Source organism: Bradyrhizobium vignae, assembly GCF_004114425.1.
GTDB classification, from domain to species: domain Bacteria; phylum Pseudomonadota; class Alphaproteobacteria; order Rhizobiales; family Xanthobacteraceae; genus Bradyrhizobium; species Bradyrhizobium vignae.
In genome coordinates this window covers 109,090-126,639 of sequence record NZ_RDQF01000009.1, presented here as the reverse complement: position 1 = coordinate 126,639, position 17,550 = coordinate 109,090, and the positions used below count along the sequence as shown (strand labels likewise).

Here is a 17,550-nt window from a genome sequence, read left to right as displayed (position 1 = left end):
GACCTGTCGGGCAAAACACCGGCATAATGGCAACATCCCCCGGCCGCGCTCACCGCAGCGCCGCGCTCGGTCAAGCCTCGAACAAGGCCCTGACGTCGTCCTCGGTGAGCGCCGAAGCGATCTGTCCATCGCCCTCGAACAGGCTGTCAGCCAGGGCCTGCTTTCGGGCCTCGAGATCGTTCATCTTCTCCTCGATCGTGGCGGCGGCGACAAGTCTGTAAACGAACACCGCCTTGTCTTGCCCGCTCCGGTAGGCACGATCGATGGCCTGTTCCCCGACCGCGGGATTCCACCAGGGATCGAAGACGATCACGGTGACGGCAGCGGTGAGATTGAGGCTGACCAGGAACACCTTCGCCGCGCCGTTCTGAAAGGCTTCGATCGCGGTCTTGCGGTCCCTGGTGTCGCCGGTGAGGAGGCTGTAACGCATGCCATCGTCTTCGCGCTTCCCTTCCTGCACAAGGACGGCACGCCTTATCCGGAATAACAGAGCGGCTCACAGGGCCGTGCGGGGGATGCTTCAACGATCCGTGAGTGACTGGTAGGAGCCTGCATGAGTATTCGCCCGATCGTGCGCTATCCCGACCGCCGGCTCGCGCTGCCGGGCGGCCCCGTCACCGCGTTCGACGAGTCCTTGCGCGACCTCGTGAACGACCTGCTCGAGACCATGCGCGCCCCGCCCGGCATCGGCATTACCGCGCCGCATATCGGCGTGCCCTTGCGCGTCGTGGTGCTGGAGCTCGAGGCCAAGGATGGCGCGCGGACTTACGTCAATCCGGAGATCACATGGGCCTCGCCCGAGATGATCATGCATCGCGAGGGCAGCGTCTCGATGCCCGGGGTCAACGACGAGGTGCAGCGCCATGCGCGGGTGCGGATCAGCTACCAGGACGTCGAGGGCAATATGCAAAACGAGGAATCGGAGGGCTTGCGCGCCGTCTGCCATCAGCACGAGATCGACCAGCTCGACGGGATGTTCTGGATCCAGCGGCTGTCGCGGCTGAAGCGGGAACGGCTGGTGAAGAAGTTCGAGAAGATGTCGCGGAACGCATAGGGGGGATTGGCGACAGTGTCATCCACCAATTTGAGCCATGTAGATCCGGATGGAGCCCGCTCACGCCCTCTTCCCGCTCCGCTTGTTGATCGGCGCATTGCGACGCTCTCGTTTGCCGCGTGCGATCTCGGTGGCCAGCGCGTCCAGCTTCGGCTCCCAGAAATTCCTGAACTGGCCGATCCATGCATCCACCGCGCGCAGCCCGGCAACGTCGACCGAATAGAGCCGCCTTTGCGCCTCCGCCCGAACGCTCGCAAAGCCGCTCTCGCGCAGCACCTTGAGGTGCTGCGAGACGGCCGCCTGGGTGATACCGAACTCGGCCCCAATGACTTCCTGAACATCAAGCCGGGCGATGACAGCGAGTGTGTCGCGCCCCTACCCGCCCGCCATCAGCGCCTTCGCCAGCGCCATATACGCCGGCAGCGTCACGGGATCGTTGGCGGCATTGCCCGCCATCGGGTGCGAGGCGTAGCGGGCTATCACCATCTCGGCCTTGGGATCGATGTAGATGCCCTGGCCGTGGACGCCGCGCGCCATGTAGGCGCCGTTCGCGTTGTGCGTGATCCACCATTGATTGCGATAGGAGGCGCCCGGCAGCGTGGTGTAGCCGGCCGGTTTGAACTTTTCGGGATCGCCGCCGCGCCCTATGTCCTCTACGACTTGTGAAGGCACGACCTGGCGGCCGTTGAAGCGGCCGTGATTGCGCATGGTCTCACCGAAGCGGGCGAGATCGCGCAAGGTGGTGGAGAGACCGCCGCCGCCGCTCTCGGTGCCGATGCGGTCGACGTGATAATGCGCGTCCTCCTCCGCGCCCATCGGCTGCCAGATGCGCTCGGAGAGCAGATCCGACAGCGTCATGCCGCTGGCGCGCCTGACGATCCAGGCCAGCACGTCGGTGTTGACGGTCTTGTAGGCGAAAGCCTTGCCGTGCTCGCCCTGCTTCTTCTGCGCGATCAGGAAGTCGAAGATGGTGGTCGGGCCGTCATAGCCAGGCGGAATCGGCGCCATGCCGTTGGCGCGCCGCAGCCCCCACACATCCGAGTTCTTGTCGGTATAGACCTCGGTGTAGAGAAGCCCCGTGGTCATATCCATGACCTCGTGCACGCGCGCGTCCCCGAACGCGCTTGCCTTCAGCTCCGGCACATAGTCCGTCACCGGCGCCTGCGGATCGATCTTGCCCTCGGTGACCAGAATGCCCGCCAGCACGCCGGTGAACGACTTCGTCACCGACATAGCGATATGCGGCTTGTGCGGCTTCAGCGCGCCGAAGTAGCGCTCATAGATCAGCCTGCCCCGATGCAGCACCGCGATGCCGTCGGCGTAGGTCTCCTCCAGCATTTTTGCGAAGGTCACGGGCCGGCCGTCCATCGTCATTGAGGCGACCGCGCCGATGTCGTGGTCCTGGCGCGGCAACACCGATGCCGGCCCCGCCCCGCGCCAGACGTTCACGGTCGGTACCAGCTGGCGGATGTTGCTCCAGGCCCAGCGCAGCTCGGGGAAGCTGCGGAACGAGCCGTCCTGGAAGGCGATGGTGCGGTCCGCCGGCGGCGGAAAGCCGCGCATCCAGCCGAGGGTTTCGGGGTCGGTTTCGAGGGCGGTGGCGTGCGGTCGCGTGGCGGTGGGCGAGACAGACATCAACACTGGCTCCAAAGAGGCGATGCAGATGTGGTAGCATGGGCGAGCATGGGGCACATCCGACGCAAGCGCTGGGCACCTGCGCAACAATCAGGACGGCGGCAATTCACTGAAAGGACCGAGCATCCCAATTCGTGGTACCGACCAATCTCACATTCCCGCCGAGGTACCGCGTGAGCTGTAGCTGGCACAAACTAGCGGACTAAATAGCGGTGTAGCCGCCGTCGGCATTGATGCACGCGCCGGTGACGATCGAGGCCTTGTCGCTGGCGAGAAACGCCACCACCTGGGCGATTTCGTCCGGCCGGGCCAACCGACCGATCGGTTGCCGCACCAGCATCGTCTCGCGGGTCGCCTCCGGCAGCTTGGCCAGCAGGGGCGTATCGACATAGCCCGGAGAGACGCAGTTGGCCCGGATGCCCTGCCGCGCATAGGTCAGCGCAACCGAGCGCGTGAGATTGACGACAGCCGCTTTCGCGGCCGAATAGGCGTTGCTGTTCTCCTGGCCGACATGGGCCAGGATCGAGGCCATATTGACGATCGCGCCGCCACCCATCGCGAGCATGGTGGCCGCGGCAAACTTGTTGCAAATCGCCACGCCGGTGAGGTCAACGTCGATCACGCGCCGCCAGTCAGCGAGATCAAGCGCGTGGATCGGCGACTTGCGCTCGGGAATGCCGGCATTGGCAACGAGGATGTCGAGCCGGCCGAACTGCGTCACGGCCGCCTGCATCAGCGCGGCAACCGAAGCTTCATCGCTAACGTCGACGTACTGAAAGACCGCTGCATGGCCCTCAGCGGCAAGCCCGGCCGCAAGCGTAGCGCCGCTTTCGGCGAGGTCTCCCACCATGACCTTCGCCCCTTCGACCGCAAACAGCCGCGCGACGGCGGCTCCAATCCCGGAGCCGGCGCCAGTGATGACGGCCACTTTTCCCTGCAGCAGCATCGGTTGCTCCCATCCTAGATTGGGCCGCCGAGGTCAGTTCTTCTCGAATCCCGGACGCGGAATGGTACCCATCAGAGTGCGGGTGAAACCGCCGTCCACGACGATCTCCTCGCCGGTGATATAGCTGGCACGCTCGCTTGCCAGGAACACGACCGCATCGGCGATATCTTCGGGACGGCCGATCCGCTGCGCCGGCACGAGCGCGCGCCGCGCCTCATGCACGCCCTGTGTCCGATAGATGGCCTCGGTCATCGTCGTGCGGATCATGCCGGGGTTGACAACGTTGCTTCGCACGCCACGCGGTCCCCACTCCACCGCGAGCTGACGCGACAGCATGACCACGCCGGCCTTGCTCACGCTGTAGGCGCCGCTGTAGCTCTGCGGAAGCGAGGCCGAGATCGACGCCACATGGACGATCGCGCCCGCACCGCGCGCCAGCATCGGCTGTCCGAACGCGCGCGCGCAGCGGAGATAGCCGGTCAGGTTCAACGAGAGAATGCGGTCCCAGTCCGCCATGCTCGTGGTTTCGAGCCCACCCGGCAACATGGTGCCGGCATTGTTGACGAGGATCGCGGCCTCGCCGACTTTCGCGGCTGCGTCACGAGCAGCACGTGCAACGCTGTCATCGCTGGTGACGTCACAGGCGAGGAACTCGGCGCGGCCGCCAGTTGAGCGAATCTCCGCGGCCACGGTCGCACCAGCCTCGTCGCGGTCCAGCACTACGACTGTCGCGTCAACCGCCGCAAGACCAAGGGCAATGCCGCGGCCGATGCCAGCACCGCCGCCCGTCACGACGGCAACTTTCGTCGAGAGATCGATCCAAACCATGCAGAGTGCTCCGAACCTTGGGAAGGCGACCGGCGCCTCAGATGGCCGGACCAGACAGGGATGGCAGTTCAATCCTGCGGATCAGCCGGTTCTCCTGGGCGACGATGAGATGCTCGGAGGCTTGCAAGTAGGCCGGCCAGTCCGGATCCTTGTCGCGCGACGCGTGCCGGCGCTCGAACTCGCCCATGTCCGGGAAGCCCCAGAGATGGACGATCTGGTTGAGCGGCCCGACTGCGCTCGTGAACATGCCGAGCGGGCGCCCCAGATATCTGAGCTGGACCGGCATCGCGAGCCGGTCAAAGACCTCGATGAACTCCGCCATCTTGCGCAGGCGGATGGTGTAGACGCGCAGGTCGACAATGGCAGGCTCGGTCATTGCACGATCTCCCGGGTTGCCCCTCTCAGCTGCGCACGAGTGCGCAGCTTCCCTCCTCGAGAGGCCGGAATGCTTCAGTCGCGCTCAGCGTCGAGACCAGCTTGTAGACGTCGCCGGTGGACGTGCTCTCCGCCGGCTTCTTCACCTCGAAGAGATAGGCCGGATGGATCTTGCGCCCATCGGCGCGGATCATGCCCTGGCCGAAGCAGTCATCGTCGGTCGGCATCTTCTTCATGAGCTCGACGACTTCGCGGCCGTTGCGCTTGGCCTGCTCGACGCCGAGCTCCTTCACCGCCTTGAGGTAGTGCAGCACGCAGGCATAGTCGCCGGCCTGACTCATATTGGGATAGACGTTTGCTGCCAGGCGCGGTTTCACGCGGTTCATGAAGGCGCGCGTTCGTTCGTTGAGATCCCAGTAGAAGGTCTCGGTGAGCGACAGGCCCTTGGCCGTCGACAGGCCCATGCCGATGACATCGGTGACATAGCCGACCAGCGCCGCCATGCGTGTACCGCCCTGGTCGAGGCCGAACTCCTGGGCCTGCTTCAGGCAGTTGATCAGCTCGTTGCCGGAATTGGCAAAGGCGATCACATTCGCGCCGCTTGACTGGGCCTGTAGCAGGAAGGACGAGAAATCCGAGGTCGACCCGAAAGGATAACGTACCGAGCCGAGCACGCTGCCGCCGGCCGCCTTGACGAACTTCGCCGCATCCGCCTCGGCCGCATGGCCGAACGCATAATCGGCGGTGAGGAAGAACCATTTCGAGCCGCCGGTGCGCACGAGCGAGGTCGCCGTCGAATGGGCGAGACACCAGGAATCCCAGGACCAATGCACGAGGTTGGCGCTGCAGCTCTTGCCGGTCAGGTCCGACGAGCCTGCGGTGGTGATCAAGGCGACCTTGTTCTTGTCCTCGATCAGATATTTGGCGCCGAGCGCGATCGACGAATTACCGACATTCTCGATCACGTCGACACCATCCTGGTCGAACCATTTGCGGATGATCGCAAGACCGACGTCGGCCTTGTTCTGATGGTCGGCGACCAAGATCTCGACCTTGATCGAGGGATTGGAAGCCATGAATTCGGCCGCCGCCTGCTGCGCGCAGGCAACCGTCGTCGGCCCCGACACGTCGCGATAAATGCCGGACATGTCGGTGATCACGCCGATGCGGATCGTGTTGTCGGATTGCGCCCGGGCGAGGGGCGGTGCGAGCGCCGTCGCGAGGCCGGCCCCGACGAAACTGCGGCGTGTCATGCTCATGTCGTTTCTCCCTCACCTGCCCTGCCTGCGCAGAGCTGTTGTCGTTGCAATCGGACGGCTTGGATCAGGCCTGCTGACCGGCGAGATGGCGGCCGGTGATGTAGCCGAAGGTCATGATCGGCCCGAGCGTGATGCCGGCGCCGGGATAGTTGCCGCCCATGATGGAGGCGCGATCGTTGCCAACCGCATAGAGCCCGGCGATCGCCGAGCCGTCCCGGCGCAGCACGCGGCCGACCACGTCAGTGGTCAAGCCGTCGAACGTGCCGAGATCGCCCATGATGATCTTCAGCGCGTAGTAAGGTCCGGCTCCGACAGGGGCGACGTTCGGGTTCGGCTTGTGCTCGGGATCGCCGAGATAGCGGTTGAACGCCGTGCTGCCGCGCTTGAACGCGCGATCGATCCCGTCGACGGCGCCCGCATTGTACTCGCGCACAGTTGCTTCGAGACCTTCGGGATCGAGACCCGCGGCCGCGGCAAGGTCCCGCAATGTCGCGCCGCGCTTGAGATAGCCGTTGCGCACGAAGGGTCCGACCGGCACCGGCGCCGGCTTGGCATAGCCGAGGCCGTATTTGCGGATGGTGGCGTGATCGCAGATCAACCACGCTGCGGTCTCCCTGGCGCCGACGCCGTCGGCGATCATCGCGGCGCCGACGTCGTGGTAGGATTCAGACTCGTTGGTGAAACGCCGCCCCTGCCGATTGACGGCGATCACGCCAGGCTTGTAGCGATCCACCAGATGCGGAAACACACCGGTGCGATTGCCTAATGGCACGCGCGACACCGGCATCCAGGCCGCCGCATTCGGAAAGCGGATGTCGCAACTGCCGCCCTCCTCTTCCGCCATGCGGATGCCGTCGCCCGTGTTGGCCGAGGGCGTCGGCGACAGGTGCTCGCCGCCGCGGGCGAGGTGCGGATAGGCGCGCGCGATCCGCGCTTGGTCATGCGGAAATCCGCCGCTGGCGAGAACCACGGCGTGGCGCGCGGTGATTTCGTACGCGCCCCTGGCGTCGCTGACGACCGCACCGGCGATCGCGCCGTTGCGGCTGATCAGCCGCTGCGCCCGAGTCGCCGTCAGCAGGGGGATCCCGAGATCGAAGACCGTCCTGGCGAGCCGCGCCGCCAGCGCGTTGCCGCTGGTGATCTTGACGCCGCGGCGATAGCGCGCGAGATCCCAGAGGTGGCTCGCAAGCCGCCTCGTCACGTACAGCGCCGATGGCAGCGAGCTGGTCACCCGAAAGAAGTGCTTCAGCTCATCGTTGGACGAGTTGAACATCATGCCGATGAAGGTGATGGTCTCGAGCGGCGGCCGCAGCCGTCGGATCTCCTCACCGAGGGCGCGGGCATCGTAGGGCGCCGCAGTGACCGAGCGGCCCAGCCTGGCGCCGCCTTCCAGATCGGGGTGATAGTCGGGATAAGCCGACAGCACGAACTTCGCTTCGGTCTCGGTCTCGAAGAAGTCGAGCATGCGGGGACCGACATCGAGAAAGGCGTCGATCGCGGCATCGTCGAAATGGTTGCCGGTCTCGTTCTTGAGATAGGTGCGCGCGGCCTCCCTGCTGTCGCTCACGCCGGCGTCGCGGGCATGGCGGTTGCCGGGAATCCAGAGCACGCCGCCGGAGAAGGCCGTGGTGCCGCCGAAATAAGAATCCTTCTCGACGATGATCACGTCGAGCCCGCATTTTCGCGCCGTGATCGCGGTGGACATTCCGCCGGCGCCGGAGCCAACGACCAGCACGTCGCACGACAGGTCGCGCCCTTGCCCTGACATTGCCGCTTCTCCCTCGTCCTCCCCTTGGCCTCGCGCAGCGTTGTTTGTCAGCTCTGCCGAGGCACGATCCTGGATAGACGCGGCCGCCGGCGCCGCCAATGGACGAACCCGCTTTTGTATTGTACTTTTCATGAGCGCAGTGCAGCAGCCCGCGGCCGACCGGAGGGAACGGAAGCAATGATCCCGCACTATTTTTTGTATGAAGAAGCAGCATCGGAGGTCGAGCCATCGTTCCTTCACATCGAGCCGATCCCCGTGCGCAGTGGCCGTCACAATTGGACAATCCGGACCCATACCCATCCCGACCATCACCAGATCCTGGTAATCAGCAAAGGCGGCGGCGCCATCGAGGTCGAGGGCACGAGCTGGGCGGTCTCGCCACCGGCCCTGATCATCATCCCGGCACTGACGATCCATGCGATCCGGTTCAAGCCCGGCACCGACGGCTATGTCATCACCGTGGCGCCGCCATTCCTGCGCTCTGCCCTCGACGGCGACGCCGACCTCGTCGACGCCTTTCGCCTGCCGGCGCGCTTCCTTCCGCAACAGATCGGCCGCGACGTCGACCTCGTCGGCCTGTTCGCCTCGCTCGAGCACGAGTTCGTCTGGTCGGCTCCCGGCCGCCGCACCGCCATCAAGGCCTATCTGCAGCTGCTCGCCGTGGCCGTGCGCCGGCTGCAGGAGCAAGAGCGGGTTCGCCCGATCTCCAGCGCGCGCGAGGCCGACACGGTGATCCGCTTTCGCGAGCTCGTCGAACGGCATTTTCGCGAGCATGCATCGCTCGATTTCTATGCGCGCAGGCTCGGCGTGACGACGGCCCGCCTCAACGCGTGCTGCCGGCTCACGACAGGCAAGTCGTCGCTGGCCCTGATCAATGACCGGCTACTCACCGAGGCCAAGCGCAACCTGCTCTATTCGGACATGAGCGTGAACGAGATCGGCGCTGCGCTCGGCTACGCCGACCCGGGCTACTTCAACCGGTTCTTCTCGCGCAATGTCGGCCTGTCGCCCGGACGATTCCGCGACCGGCTGTTGTCCGACATGACGCGCGCCGCCGGTTGAGCCGGCATGGTGCCTTTAGCCGGCGAGAGAAAAGGCCAATCCATGTCGCTTGAGGGCCGCGGCGCCTTCGTCGAGATCATGGAGCGGACGGTCCGACAGGATCTCAAGGACGATCTGGCCTGCATAGCCCCGCCGCGTCAGGAGTCCCGCAATGGCCGCGAAATCGATCGCGCCCGAGCCGAGCGGATCATGCCGCCAATGCCCTTTCGGGGCATCGGACAAATGAACGATGCCGAGACGCGGCCACAGCACCTCGAGCCCATCGACCGGATCCTCGCCGATCGCAAAGGCGTTGGCGACATCGTAGATCACCGGCATGCTCGCATAACCGCCGGCATCGAGGAACGCCGAGATGTCGGCAGCGCTGGCGAGCAGCCCCTGCGGATGATTTTCGAGGATGATCGGCACGCCGGCGCGTTCCGCCTTGTCGTGAATGCGGGCGAAGGCGTCACGAAAGCTTGGCATCAATCGGTCGTTGGCCCTGGCAAGCAACGCATGCCGGCGGCCGGAGCCGACGCAGATCCAGCGCGCGCCCAGCTCGGCGGCGCGGTCGATCGCGGCCGCATATGATGAGACGGCAAAATCCACCACATCACGCGACGGGCTCGCGAGATTGATGTCGCTGCTGGCGAGATCGAGCGCCAGCAGCGACAGGCCGTGACGCTCGATCAAAGCGCGAATGCGGCGCGTGCGAGCGGCATCCTCCCTCCAGGGATCGAAGTGCGGCGGCGTGGCCATCAGCTGAATGGCGCGATAGCCGGCGGCCGCGAGCCTTTCGATGGCCTCTTCGGCGATACAATCCCAGGTGAATCCGAAGGTGTGGGCGCCGAGCACCGGGAGCGTCATGACGCCGTCCGATAAAGCTCGATGGTCCGCCGAATGCCGTCGCGCAAGGATGTCGCCGGCAAATCCGGAAAGACGCGCCGCAAATCGCCTTCGCCGATGTCCTCCGCGAATGGGAGCACGGGTCCGTCGATGCCGATCCTGGCCTCGGGCACAACGGCGCGCACGGCCGCAACGACCTCGTCGTTCGAAGCCACCTCGCCCGGCAGATTGAAGACGAGCGCACCGTCGGGTTCGCGACGGAGCGCGGCCTCGTAGGCCGCCACCACATCGTCGACGAGGACGAGACCCGCCGTCCCCACATAGGGAATGACGTAGGTCTCACGGCGCGCCGCCGCGCGGCAGGCGAGCGAGGGACCGGCGGTCATCCCGGTCTCCCGACCGAAGCCATAGACGATGTAGGGCCTGAAACCGATGCTGGCGATGCCGTGGTCTTCCCAATAGGCCCGCGCGCTGCCCTCACAGGCGAGCTTGAATGCGCCGTAATGGGTGATGGGGCGCGGCGTCGTCCCGTCATGTGGACCATAGACGCCGGCGCTGCTCGTGAAAACGATGCGGCGAATGCCGAACGCCTGGGCCGCATTGAATACGTTCAACGTGCCGATGAGATTGATCATCGCGCCGCGCACCGGATCGGCTTTGCAGGCCGGCGTCAGCACGCCGGCGAGATGGACGATGGCCTCGCAGCCTTCCGCCGCCGCACGCACCGCCTGCGCATCCGCGATATCACCGATGCGCCACTCCATCGCAGCGGCCGAAACCCCGACGATGCGATCGAACTGCGCCGAACGCCCGACCGGCTCGAAGACGCGAAGCTGATGGCCCTCCGCGACCAACCGCCGCGCCAGCCAGGCGCCGATGAACCCGCCTCCGCCCGTGATCAGAATCTTCATGACGAGCTTCCGTGCTGATCAGGAACCGTGACCGAAGAAGCTCTCGCCCGGCCGCGCGACGCGGCCATAGAGCCCGGGCGAAGCCAGCGTCGCCATCGACAGCTCCTGCGCCGTCTGCAACAGCGCCGGCGCAAGCTCGAGCATGCGCTCCTCGGTCAGGCGGATGTGGGGACCCGCGATCACCACGGCGCCCGTCACCTCCCTGGTCTTGGGATGACGGATGGGAGCCGCGGTCGCGCTCATCCAAGGCGTATAGGTCTGCACGCAGATGCTGACGCCGCGCTTGCGGGTCTGGCGCAGATATTTCAGCAGCGCCGGCCAGCTCTCCGGCGCACGCGGACCATAGTCCTTGCGCAGCCCGTAGCCCTGCTTCTCCACCAGCGCGCGCGCCTCCTCATCCGGCAGGCACGAGAGCCAGGCGTGACCGCTCGCCGAGCAGGACAGCCGCCCCACCTGCCCCATGTCCGGATCGTAGCGCAGGCCGGCAGGCGAGCCCTGCGCCTTGGCCACCCACACCAGCTCGCGCCCGTCGATCATGGCCAGACGCACGAGTTCGCCGCTCTCTCGTGCGAGGCGGTCCAACAACGGCTGGGCAAAATCCGTGATGCCACTGCCGGCGAGGAACGTGAAGGCGAGCGAGGCGATCTTGGCGGTGAGCTGGTAGGCGCCCTGCTCGCGCTCCTGCCTGACGTAACCATGCTCGATCAGGCTCGTCAGCACGCGATGGGTCGCGCTGCGCGGAATGTGCAGCGAATCGGCGATCTCGAACAGCTGCATGCCATGGGCATTGGTCGCGAGCAGCTCGAGCACGCCGAGCGTCCGCTCCAACAGCCCGCTCGGCGCCTCGGCGGGATCCGGGTTTTTCAACATCAAGGCAGCATCCTGATTCACAATTGCATCTCCTGATCAGGTCGCACTATCTGACCGGTTTCGGCGGCTTTGTGAACCGCCATCGTGGCCCGCAAGGTCAGCATGCCGTCGCGCGCCGTGATCAGCGGCGCTTCTTCGGCGCGGACCACCCGCGCCAGATGATCGATCTGCGCAAGATAGGGATCGCCGCGCGTGAGGCCAATCTCGTCGCGCGAGATCGGAGCAAACCAGCTCTTGGCCGAGGCGTAGTGCCAATGTTCCAGCGTCGGCAGCGCCAGCGCGCCATCGGTGCCGCAGAGGAAATGCGTCTGCACCATAGCCGGCTGCGGCGGATAATTCGGGCTCTCGCCGCTGGCAAGATCCCAGCTCCACGGGCTCGCCGCGGTATCGCTGAGGCTCAGCGTCACCAGCGCCCCACCGGCAAGGCGGAGCAGGATCGCCGCGGAGTCTTCGACCTCGAAGCCGCGCACCGCGTTGGACGTGACGGCTTGCACGGAGGCGATCTCGCCGCAGAGATGCCGGATCAGGTCGATCTCGTGAATGAGGTTGATCAACACCGGGCCGCCCCCCGCCTCGCGACGCCATACCACGTCGAAATAATCCGGCGGCTTGTAGAAGGTTGCCAGCACCGTCGCATTGGTCAGGCGGCCGAGCGCGCCCTCGGCAATCATTGCACGCGCCCGGCGTGCGATCGGATTGTGGCGCCGGTGGTGCCCGACCAGAACAGGCACGCCCGCACGCTCCGAGGCCGCCGCAATCGCCGCCGCGTCGGCTAGCGTGCTGGCGACGGGCTTCTCGACCAGGGCCACGATGCCGCGCTCGATGCAGGCGATCGCAAACGCGCGGTGGGTCGCGTTCGGCGTGGCGATGATCGCCGCCTGCGGCTTCACCGCCTCCAACAGATCGCGCGCATCGCTGTAGCAGGGCACGCCAAGGCCTTCTGCATAAGCCCTTCCCGCGGCAGCGGGTTCGGCGATTGCGACGAGCCGGCAGCTCGTCGAACGGCGGATCGTCTCGCAATGGGCCCGTCCGATTGCGCCGGCTCCGATCACCGCCACCGCGACCTCTGTCATCTGCGTCCTCACGAATTGCCGTTGCTTCCGAGGCGGCTCTTAGCACGCCATGCCAGGAATTGGAATGGGATTCCAGTTTTTGATCCTTGATATTGGAATTCGATTCCAGTTGTGATACGGCAGGCCCAAGAGCCGCTTGCACGGCCCGCCGGCAGCGACCGGCGCATGTCGGAACGGGAGGAAACAAATGACGGATCGGAAGACGACATCGGCCATGACGGGCTTGCGCATCGGCCGTCGCGGCCTGCTCCTCGGCGCAACCTCACTCGCGGCCTCACGCCTCGGCATGCCCTATATCGGCAATGCGGCCGCGGCCGAGCCGATCAAGATCGGAATGATCTGGGCGAAGACCGGTTCGATCGTCGACCAGGCCGAATATCTCGCCCAGGGCGGCATGCTCGCGCTGGAGCAGCGCAACAACACGCTGCTGGGACGGCCCGCGGAGATCGTCTGGCTGGACGAGCCCAATCCGCAGGGCGCGCAGCAGAGCGCGGAGCGTCTTGTCGGCGAGCAGAAGGTCGTCGGCATGGTCGGCGGCGCGCTGTCCTCCTTCGCGCTAGCGATCTCCTCGGTGGCCAAGAAGGCCAAGATCCCCTACGTCGCGGCCAATGCCGCCACCGGCGACCTCACCGGCAAGTCCTGCAACAAGTACACCTTCCGCCTTCAGCCTCCCGTCGACGTGCACGCGCGCATCCTCGCGCCCTACTGCGCCTCGATCGGCAAGAAATGGTACCTGCTGACGGCATCCTACGCGTTCGGCCAGGACATCAAGCGCGCCTTCACCGACTACATCACAGCCAATGGCGGCACCGTGGTCGGCGCCGACGAGGTCCCGGTCGGCACGCCGGACTATTCCTCGTTCATCCTGAAGATCCGCGCCGCCAAGCCCGACGTCGTGATCGGCGGCATCGCCGCGAGCGATCTCACCACCTTCCTCAAGCAGTGGAACGAGCTCGGCATGAAAGGCAAGATTCCCTTTGCCGAGATTTCGGTCGGCAACACCGACCTCTGGGGCGTCGGTCCCGAAGCGGCGGACGGGCTCTATACCATCACCTGGTGGTACAAGAATCCGAACAATTCGCCCGAGGAAAAGGCGATGGCCGCCGCCTACGAGAAGAAATACAACAGGCCGGCGGCTGACAAGGCCTGGATGGGTTGGCTCGGCATGAAGAGCCTTCTAGATTCCATCGAGATGGCGAAATCGACCGAACCTGGTGCCATCGTGCAGGCGCTCGAGGGCTGGAAGTATCGCCGCGGCGACCTGGATATCGGCTACCGCGATTTCGATCATCAAATGACGAGCCGGCTGCTGGTCGCCGGCATCCATCCCAAGATCACGGACAAATGGGACTATTTCGACGTCAAGGCCGAGTTGCCGAAGACGTCGGAGGATCTCGCCAAGGCCTTCGGCTCTGCCGGCGACAGCGCCTGCAAGATGGACACTCTCTGAGCCTTCCTTCCCTTGGAATGAGGCCGTGACGCAGGCCCCGCGCCTGCGCCATCGCCTCGCCCGATCCGAAACGGATGTCGCCATGCTCGACATGATCCTCTCGCAAGCCGTCAATGGCCTGGTGCTCGGCTTTCTCTACGTTCTGATCGCGATCGGGCTCTCGATCATTTTCGGGATGCTCGGCATCGTCAATTTCGCGCATGGGGCCTTCTTCGCCGTCGGCGCGTATCTCGCCTACGCCTTGAGCCGGGAGTTCGGCTGGTGGGCCGCACTCGCCGCACCGCTGTTGACCGGCATCATCGGCGTGATCGTGGAGATGACCCTGATCCGGCATCTCTACGGCAAGGAGCCGCTGCTCGGCCTGATCCTGACCTTCGCGCTCGCGCTGCTGGCGGAGGCCGTGCTGCGGCTGGTCTTCGGCGGCGCGCCCGTGCCCTTCGCCGCACCGAAATTCCTGGCCGGCTTCGTCGAATACGGCCCGATCCTGATCACCAGATACCGGATGTTCGTGCTGGTCACGACCGCGGCGGTGCTCGTCGCGTTCTGGGCCTTCCTCGCCTACACGCCCTACGGCCGGATCATCCGCGCAGGATCGCGCGATCCGGAGATGGTGGGCCTGCTCGGCATCAATCTGCCGATCGTCTTCAGCGGCGTCTTCGGCATCGGCTGCCTGCTCGCCGGCCTCGGCGGACTGCTCGCCGCTCCGCTGTGGACCATCACGCCCTCGATGGCCGCCGGCGCGATCATGCCGGCGTTCGTGATCGTCACCATCGGCGGCCTCGGATCGTTTCTCGGCGCTGTCGTCGCCGGCCTCCTGGTCGGCATCACCACCGCGATGACCATCCAGTTCCAGCCGGAATGGTCGGGCGCGGCCATGTACATCCTGATGGCTGCCATTCTCCTCATCCGCCCGCGCGGGCTGTTCGGTGAACGCTGGGAGAGGTTCGAGTGAGACATCTCGCCATGTTGCGCCATCCGGCGCTCGTCACAGCGCTCGTTCTCGCCGCATTGACGGCCGTGTGGTCCCTGCTCGGCGCGCCGATCTCACTGATCACGCAGATCGCGATCTATACGCTCTACGGCGCCGGCGTGAACCTTCTCGTCGGCTATACCGGCCTCGTCCCGTTCGGTGCGTCGGTGTTCTTCGGTTGCGCGAGCTATGCGGCGGCCTTCTTCATCCTCGGCCGTTACGGCAACGATCTCGTCTCGCTGCTGCTTGCGACGGCCTTCTCCGCCCTGCTGGCGCTCGTGATCGGCGCCATCATCCTGCGCCGCAGGGGACTGTACTTCTCGCTCCTGACCCTGGCTTTCTCCCAGATCGCCTTCGAGATCGCCTTCAAATGGACCGCGGTGACCGGCGGCGAGAACGGCCTGCAGGGCGTCTATCGCACGAGCTTTGCCGGGCCGTGGTCGTTTCACGTCTTCGTGGTCGCGGCCACCGTGCTCTGCATCTGGCTGATGTGGCGGATCGCGCACTCGCCGTTCGGCCGCGTGCTGCAGGCACTGCGCGACAACGAGCAGCGGGCGAGCAGCCTCGGCTATGACGTCCACCGGTTCCGCCATGGCGCCCTGATCCTGACTGGCACCTTCGTCGGCTTCGGCGGCGGCCTGCTCACGCTGATGCTCGAAGGCGTGTATGCCAACAATCTGAGCTGGCAGCACGCCGGCGATTCCCTTCTGATGACCGTGCTCGGCGGCGTGCATCACGTGCTCGGGCCGCTGTGGGGCGCGATCGCCTTCATCCTGCTCGAGGACCGCCTGTCCGCGATCACCGAAAACTGGTGGCTGATCTTCGCGCCGATCCTGATGTTGTTCGCGCTGACCTCGCCGGAAGGAATCCAGGGCCTTTGGCAAAGGCTGTTCGGCCGCCAGCGCTGGACGCTGGTGCGTGCCGATATTCCGCCGCGTCCCGACGTCATTGCGCCCTTCGCGAGCAGCGCCAGCCGGCTCCACCGTGGCAAGCCGCTGCTGCAGACCATCGGGTTGAGCAAGAACTTCGGTAGCCTGGTGACGGCGAAGAGCATCGACCTCGAGATCCATGGCGGCGTGCTCCACAGCATCATCGGGCCGAACGGCGCCGGCAAGACGACGTTCTTCAACATGCTGTCCGGCGCGCTTAAGCCGAGCGGCGGACGCATCGTGTTCGACGGCCGCGACATCACCCGCCTGCCGATGCATGTTCGCGCAAGACTCGGGATCGGGCGCTCGTTCCAGATCCTGTCGATCTTCCAGAACCTGACCGTGTTCGAGAACGTCCGGGTTGCCGTACAGGCCCAGCGCAAGGGATCGGGCCGGCTGCTCCGAGATGCCTATGCTCTCGAGGAGACCAACGCCAGGACCTGGTCGATCCTCGATGCCGTCGGCCTCGCGGATGTCGCGGCCGAACCCTGTGTCAACCTTCCGCACGGGGCGAAACGGCTGCTGGAGATCGGCATTACGCTCGCAATCGAATCCAGGCTGTTGCTGCTCGACGAGCCGCTCGCCGGCCTCGCCGAGGCCGATCGTGTCATCGTCGCCGATCTGATCCGGAAGCTTACGCAAACGCATGGCGTGCTCCTGATCGAGCACGACATCGACCGCGTTCTCGCGATCTCCGACCGCATCTCGGTTCTGCACCAGGGCCGGATGATCGCCGACGGCAGGCCAGCGGAGGTCGCCGCCAACCCCGACGTGGTCGCGGCCTATCTCGGCGCCGCCAGGGATGGCAGCCAGTCGCCGCCGCCCGCAATCGAGCGGATGGCCCACGCCAAGGCCCCGCTGCTGCTCGCGGCAAATGCGGTGTCGGCAGGCTACGGCGGCAGCACTGTCCTCGAGGCCGTTGATCTCGCCGTTCATGCCGGCGAGGCCGTCGCCCTGCTCGGCCGCAACGGCGTCGGCAAGACCACGCTACTGCGCAGCCTCAGTGGTACGCTCGCCATCTCCGGCGGCAGCATCGCGCTCGAAGGAACGCCGCTCGCGCGCCTCAAGCCCTACGAGATCAATCGCCTCGGCATCTCGCTGGTCCCCGAGGGACGCCGGCTGTTCCCCAACCTCACCGTCACCGAAAATCTGCAGCTTGCCGCACGGCCGGGCGGCCTCGGGCTTGCGGAGGTGTTTGAGCTGTTCCCGCGCTTGCGGGAGCGCCGGTCCGCGAAGGCCGAAATGCTGTCGGGCGGCGAACGGCAGATGGTCGCGATCGCGCGCGCCCTCGTCGTGCCGAGCAAGCTGATCCTGCTCGACGAGCCATTCGAGGGGCTCGCGCCGGCCGTGGTCAAGGAAGTGATGGACGCGCTCGTCAAGCTGCGCGGCAAGGTCGCCATGGTCATCGTCGAGCACCACGCCGAGACCGTGCTGCCGATCGTCGACCGCGCCTACGTGCTGGTGAACGGCCAGATCGCCTTTGCCGGCGACGCGGAGATCCTGGAGCGGGATCATGAGTTGCAGGCGCGCCTGCTCGGCGTGGTCCAGGCCGAGACGGCACAGGCCCGCGGAGCAGCCTAACCGAGAAGAGAACA

General features: G+C 65.8%; 15 protein-coding genes and 2 pseudogenes. 5 read left to right on the top strand and 12 right to left on the bottom strand.

The window, feature by feature from the left end:
• Positions 1–70: 70 nt before the first annotated feature.
• Positions 71–442: pseudogene (locus EAV90_RS10585) on the bottom strand (helicase-related protein); the annotation flags it as partial.
• Between the two features lie 111 nt (positions 443–553).
• Between EAV90_RS10585 and EAV90_RS10580 the strand changes: the two are divergent.
• A complete protein-coding gene (locus EAV90_RS10580) occupies positions 554–1,054 on the top strand; it encodes a peptide deformylase (RefSeq protein ID WP_129143343.1) in 501 nt (166 codons plus the stop codon).
• Between the two features lie 60 nt (positions 1,055–1,114).
• Here EAV90_RS10580 and EAV90_RS10575 read toward each other — a convergent pair.
• The 7 genes and pseudogenes from EAV90_RS10575 to EAV90_RS10545 form a co-directional block, all read right to left on the bottom strand.
• Positions 1,115–1,396, bottom strand: a pseudogene (locus EAV90_RS10575) (ArsR/SmtB family transcription factor); the annotation flags it as partial.
• A gap of 33 nt (positions 1,397–1,429) precedes the next feature.
• Positions 1,430–2,689: a serine hydrolase domain-containing protein gene (locus EAV90_RS10570; protein ID WP_129143342.1), complete on the bottom strand. Its 1,260-nt coding sequence runs from the start codon at positions 2,687–2,689 to the stop codon at positions 1,430–1,432.
• 202 nt (positions 2,690–2,891) lie between these two features.
• The gene (gene chcB2, locus EAV90_RS10565; RefSeq protein ID WP_129143341.1) at positions 2,892–3,635 is read right to left on the bottom strand and encodes a cis-4-hydroxycyclohexanecarboxylate dehydrogenase; all 744 of its coding nucleotides are present in this window, start codon (positions 3,633–3,635) and stop codon (positions 2,892–2,894) included.
• A 33-nt stretch (positions 3,636–3,668) separates the two neighbouring features.
• The gene (locus tag EAV90_RS10560; protein WP_129143340.1) at positions 3,669–4,463 is read right to left on the bottom strand and encodes an SDR family NAD(P)-dependent oxidoreductase; all 795 of its coding nucleotides are present in this window, start codon (positions 4,461–4,463) and stop codon (positions 3,669–3,671) included.
• A gap of 37 nt (positions 4,464–4,500) precedes the next feature.
• On the bottom strand, positions 4,501–4,839 hold the full coding sequence (locus EAV90_RS10555) for an NIPSNAP family protein (protein WP_129143339.1): 339 nt from the start codon (positions 4,837–4,839) through the stop codon (positions 4,501–4,503).
• A gap of 25 nt (positions 4,840–4,864) precedes the next feature.
• Positions 4,865–6,097 carry an ABC transporter substrate-binding protein gene (locus EAV90_RS10550; protein ID WP_129143338.1) on the bottom strand — a complete coding sequence of 411 codons (1,233 nt, stop codon included), beginning with the start codon at positions 6,095–6,097 and terminating at the stop codon, positions 4,865–4,867.
• A 64-nt stretch (positions 6,098–6,161) separates the two neighbouring features.
• Positions 6,162–7,865, bottom strand: a complete 1,704-nt coding sequence (locus EAV90_RS10545; protein ID WP_129143337.1) for an FAD-dependent oxidoreductase — start codon at positions 7,863–7,865, stop codon at positions 6,162–6,164.
• 177 nt (positions 7,866–8,042) lie between these two features.
• On the opposite strand from EAV90_RS10545, the gene EAV90_RS10540 reads away from it, so the two are divergent.
• Positions 8,043–8,927 (top strand): helix-turn-helix domain-containing protein, encoded by an 885-nt coding sequence (locus EAV90_RS10540; RefSeq protein ID WP_122403648.1) that lies wholly within the window; start codon positions 8,043–8,045, stop codon positions 8,925–8,927.
• Positions 8,928–8,942: 15 nt separating this feature from the next.
• Here EAV90_RS10540 and EAV90_RS10535 read toward each other — a convergent pair whose 3' ends face one another.
• Genes EAV90_RS10535 through EAV90_RS10520 form a run of 4 tightly spaced genes read right to left on the bottom strand, consistent with a single transcriptional unit; the run spans position 8,943 to position 12,606 of the window.
• Positions 8,943–9,773 carry a sugar phosphate isomerase/epimerase family protein gene (locus EAV90_RS10535; protein WP_129143336.1) on the bottom strand — a complete coding sequence of 277 codons (831 nt, stop codon included), beginning with the start codon at positions 9,771–9,773 and terminating at the stop codon, positions 8,943–8,945.
• On the bottom strand, positions 9,770–10,663 hold the full coding sequence (locus EAV90_RS10530; RefSeq protein ID WP_129143335.1) for an NAD-dependent epimerase/dehydratase family protein: 894 nt from the start codon (positions 10,661–10,663) through the stop codon (positions 9,770–9,772). The genes EAV90_RS10535 and EAV90_RS10530 overlap by 4 nt, the downstream gene beginning before the upstream one ends.
• An 18-nt stretch (positions 10,664–10,681) precedes the next feature.
• Complete coding sequence (locus tag EAV90_RS10525; RefSeq protein ID WP_162500311.1) at positions 10,682–11,533, bottom strand: IclR family transcriptional regulator; 852 nt, start codon at positions 11,531–11,533, stop codon at positions 10,682–10,684.
• Positions 11,534–11,550: 17 nt separating this feature from the next.
• Positions 11,551–12,606, bottom strand: a complete 1,056-nt coding sequence (locus EAV90_RS10520) for a Gfo/Idh/MocA family protein (RefSeq protein ID WP_162500312.1) — start codon at positions 12,604–12,606, stop codon at positions 11,551–11,553.
• 187 nt (positions 12,607–12,793) lie between these two features.
• Between EAV90_RS10520 and EAV90_RS10515 the strand changes: the two genes are divergently transcribed.
• The 3 genes from EAV90_RS10515 to EAV90_RS10505 are packed head-to-tail and all read left to right on the top strand — an operon-like array spanning position 12,794 to position 17,536.
• Complete coding sequence (locus EAV90_RS10515) at positions 12,794–14,056, top strand: ABC transporter substrate-binding protein (protein ID WP_129143334.1); 1,263 nt, start codon at positions 12,794–12,796, stop codon at positions 14,054–14,056.
• A 25-nt stretch (positions 14,057–14,081) separates the two neighbouring features.
• On the top strand, positions 14,082–15,008 hold the full coding sequence (locus EAV90_RS10510) for a branched-chain amino acid ABC transporter permease (protein ID WP_244607667.1): 927 nt from the start codon (positions 14,082–14,084) through the stop codon (positions 15,006–15,008).
• Positions 15,005–17,536, top strand: a complete 2,532-nt coding sequence (locus EAV90_RS10505; RefSeq protein ID WP_245509490.1) for a branched-chain amino acid ABC transporter ATP-binding protein/permease — start codon at positions 15,005–15,007, stop codon at positions 17,534–17,536. The genes EAV90_RS10510 and EAV90_RS10505 overlap by 4 nt, the downstream gene beginning before the upstream one ends.
• The last annotated feature ends 14 nt before the right edge of the window (positions 17,537–17,550 follow it).

Coding starts and splice junctions, on each gene's coding strand:
- EAV90_RS10580 (WP_129143343.1), top strand. CDS start 554: ATGAGTATTCGCCCGATCGTGCGCTATCCCGACCGCCGGCTCGCGCTG.
- EAV90_RS10570 (WP_129143342.1), bottom strand. CDS start 2,689: ATGTCTGTCTCGCCCACCGCCACGCGACCGCACGCCACCGCCCTCGAA.
- chcB2 (WP_129143341.1), bottom strand. CDS start 3,635: ATGCTGCTGCAGGGAAAAGTGGCCGTCATCACTGGCGCCGGCTCCGGG.
- EAV90_RS10560 (WP_129143340.1), bottom strand. CDS start 4,463: ATGGTTTGGATCGATCTCTCGACGAAAGTTGCCGTCGTGACGGGCGGC.
- EAV90_RS10555 (WP_129143339.1), bottom strand. CDS start 4,839: ATGACCGAGCCTGCCATTGTCGACCTGCGCGTCTACACCATCCGCCTG.
- EAV90_RS10550 (WP_129143338.1), bottom strand. CDS start 6,097: ATGAGCATGACACGCCGCAGTTTCGTCGGGGCCGGCCTCGCGACGGCG.
- EAV90_RS10545 (WP_129143337.1), bottom strand. CDS start 7,865: ATGTCAGGGCAAGGGCGCGACCTGTCGTGCGACGTGCTGGTCGTTGGC.
- EAV90_RS10540 (WP_122403648.1), top strand. CDS start 8,043: ATGATCCCGCACTATTTTTTGTATGAAGAAGCAGCATCGGAGGTCGAG.
- EAV90_RS10535 (WP_129143336.1), bottom strand. CDS start 9,773: ATGACGCTCCCGGTGCTCGGCGCCCACACCTTCGGATTCACCTGGGAT.
- EAV90_RS10530 (WP_129143335.1), bottom strand. CDS start 10,663: ATGAAGATTCTGATCACGGGCGGAGGCGGGTTCATCGGCGCCTGGCTG.
- EAV90_RS10525 (WP_162500311.1), bottom strand. CDS start 11,533: ATGTTGAAAAACCCGGATCCCGCCGAGGCGCCGAGCGGGCTGTTGGAG.
- EAV90_RS10520 (WP_162500312.1), bottom strand. CDS start 12,606: ATGACAGAGGTCGCGGTGGCGGTGATCGGAGCCGGCGCAATCGGACGG.
- EAV90_RS10515 (WP_129143334.1), top strand. CDS start 12,794: ATGACGGATCGGAAGACGACATCGGCCATGACGGGCTTGCGCATCGGC.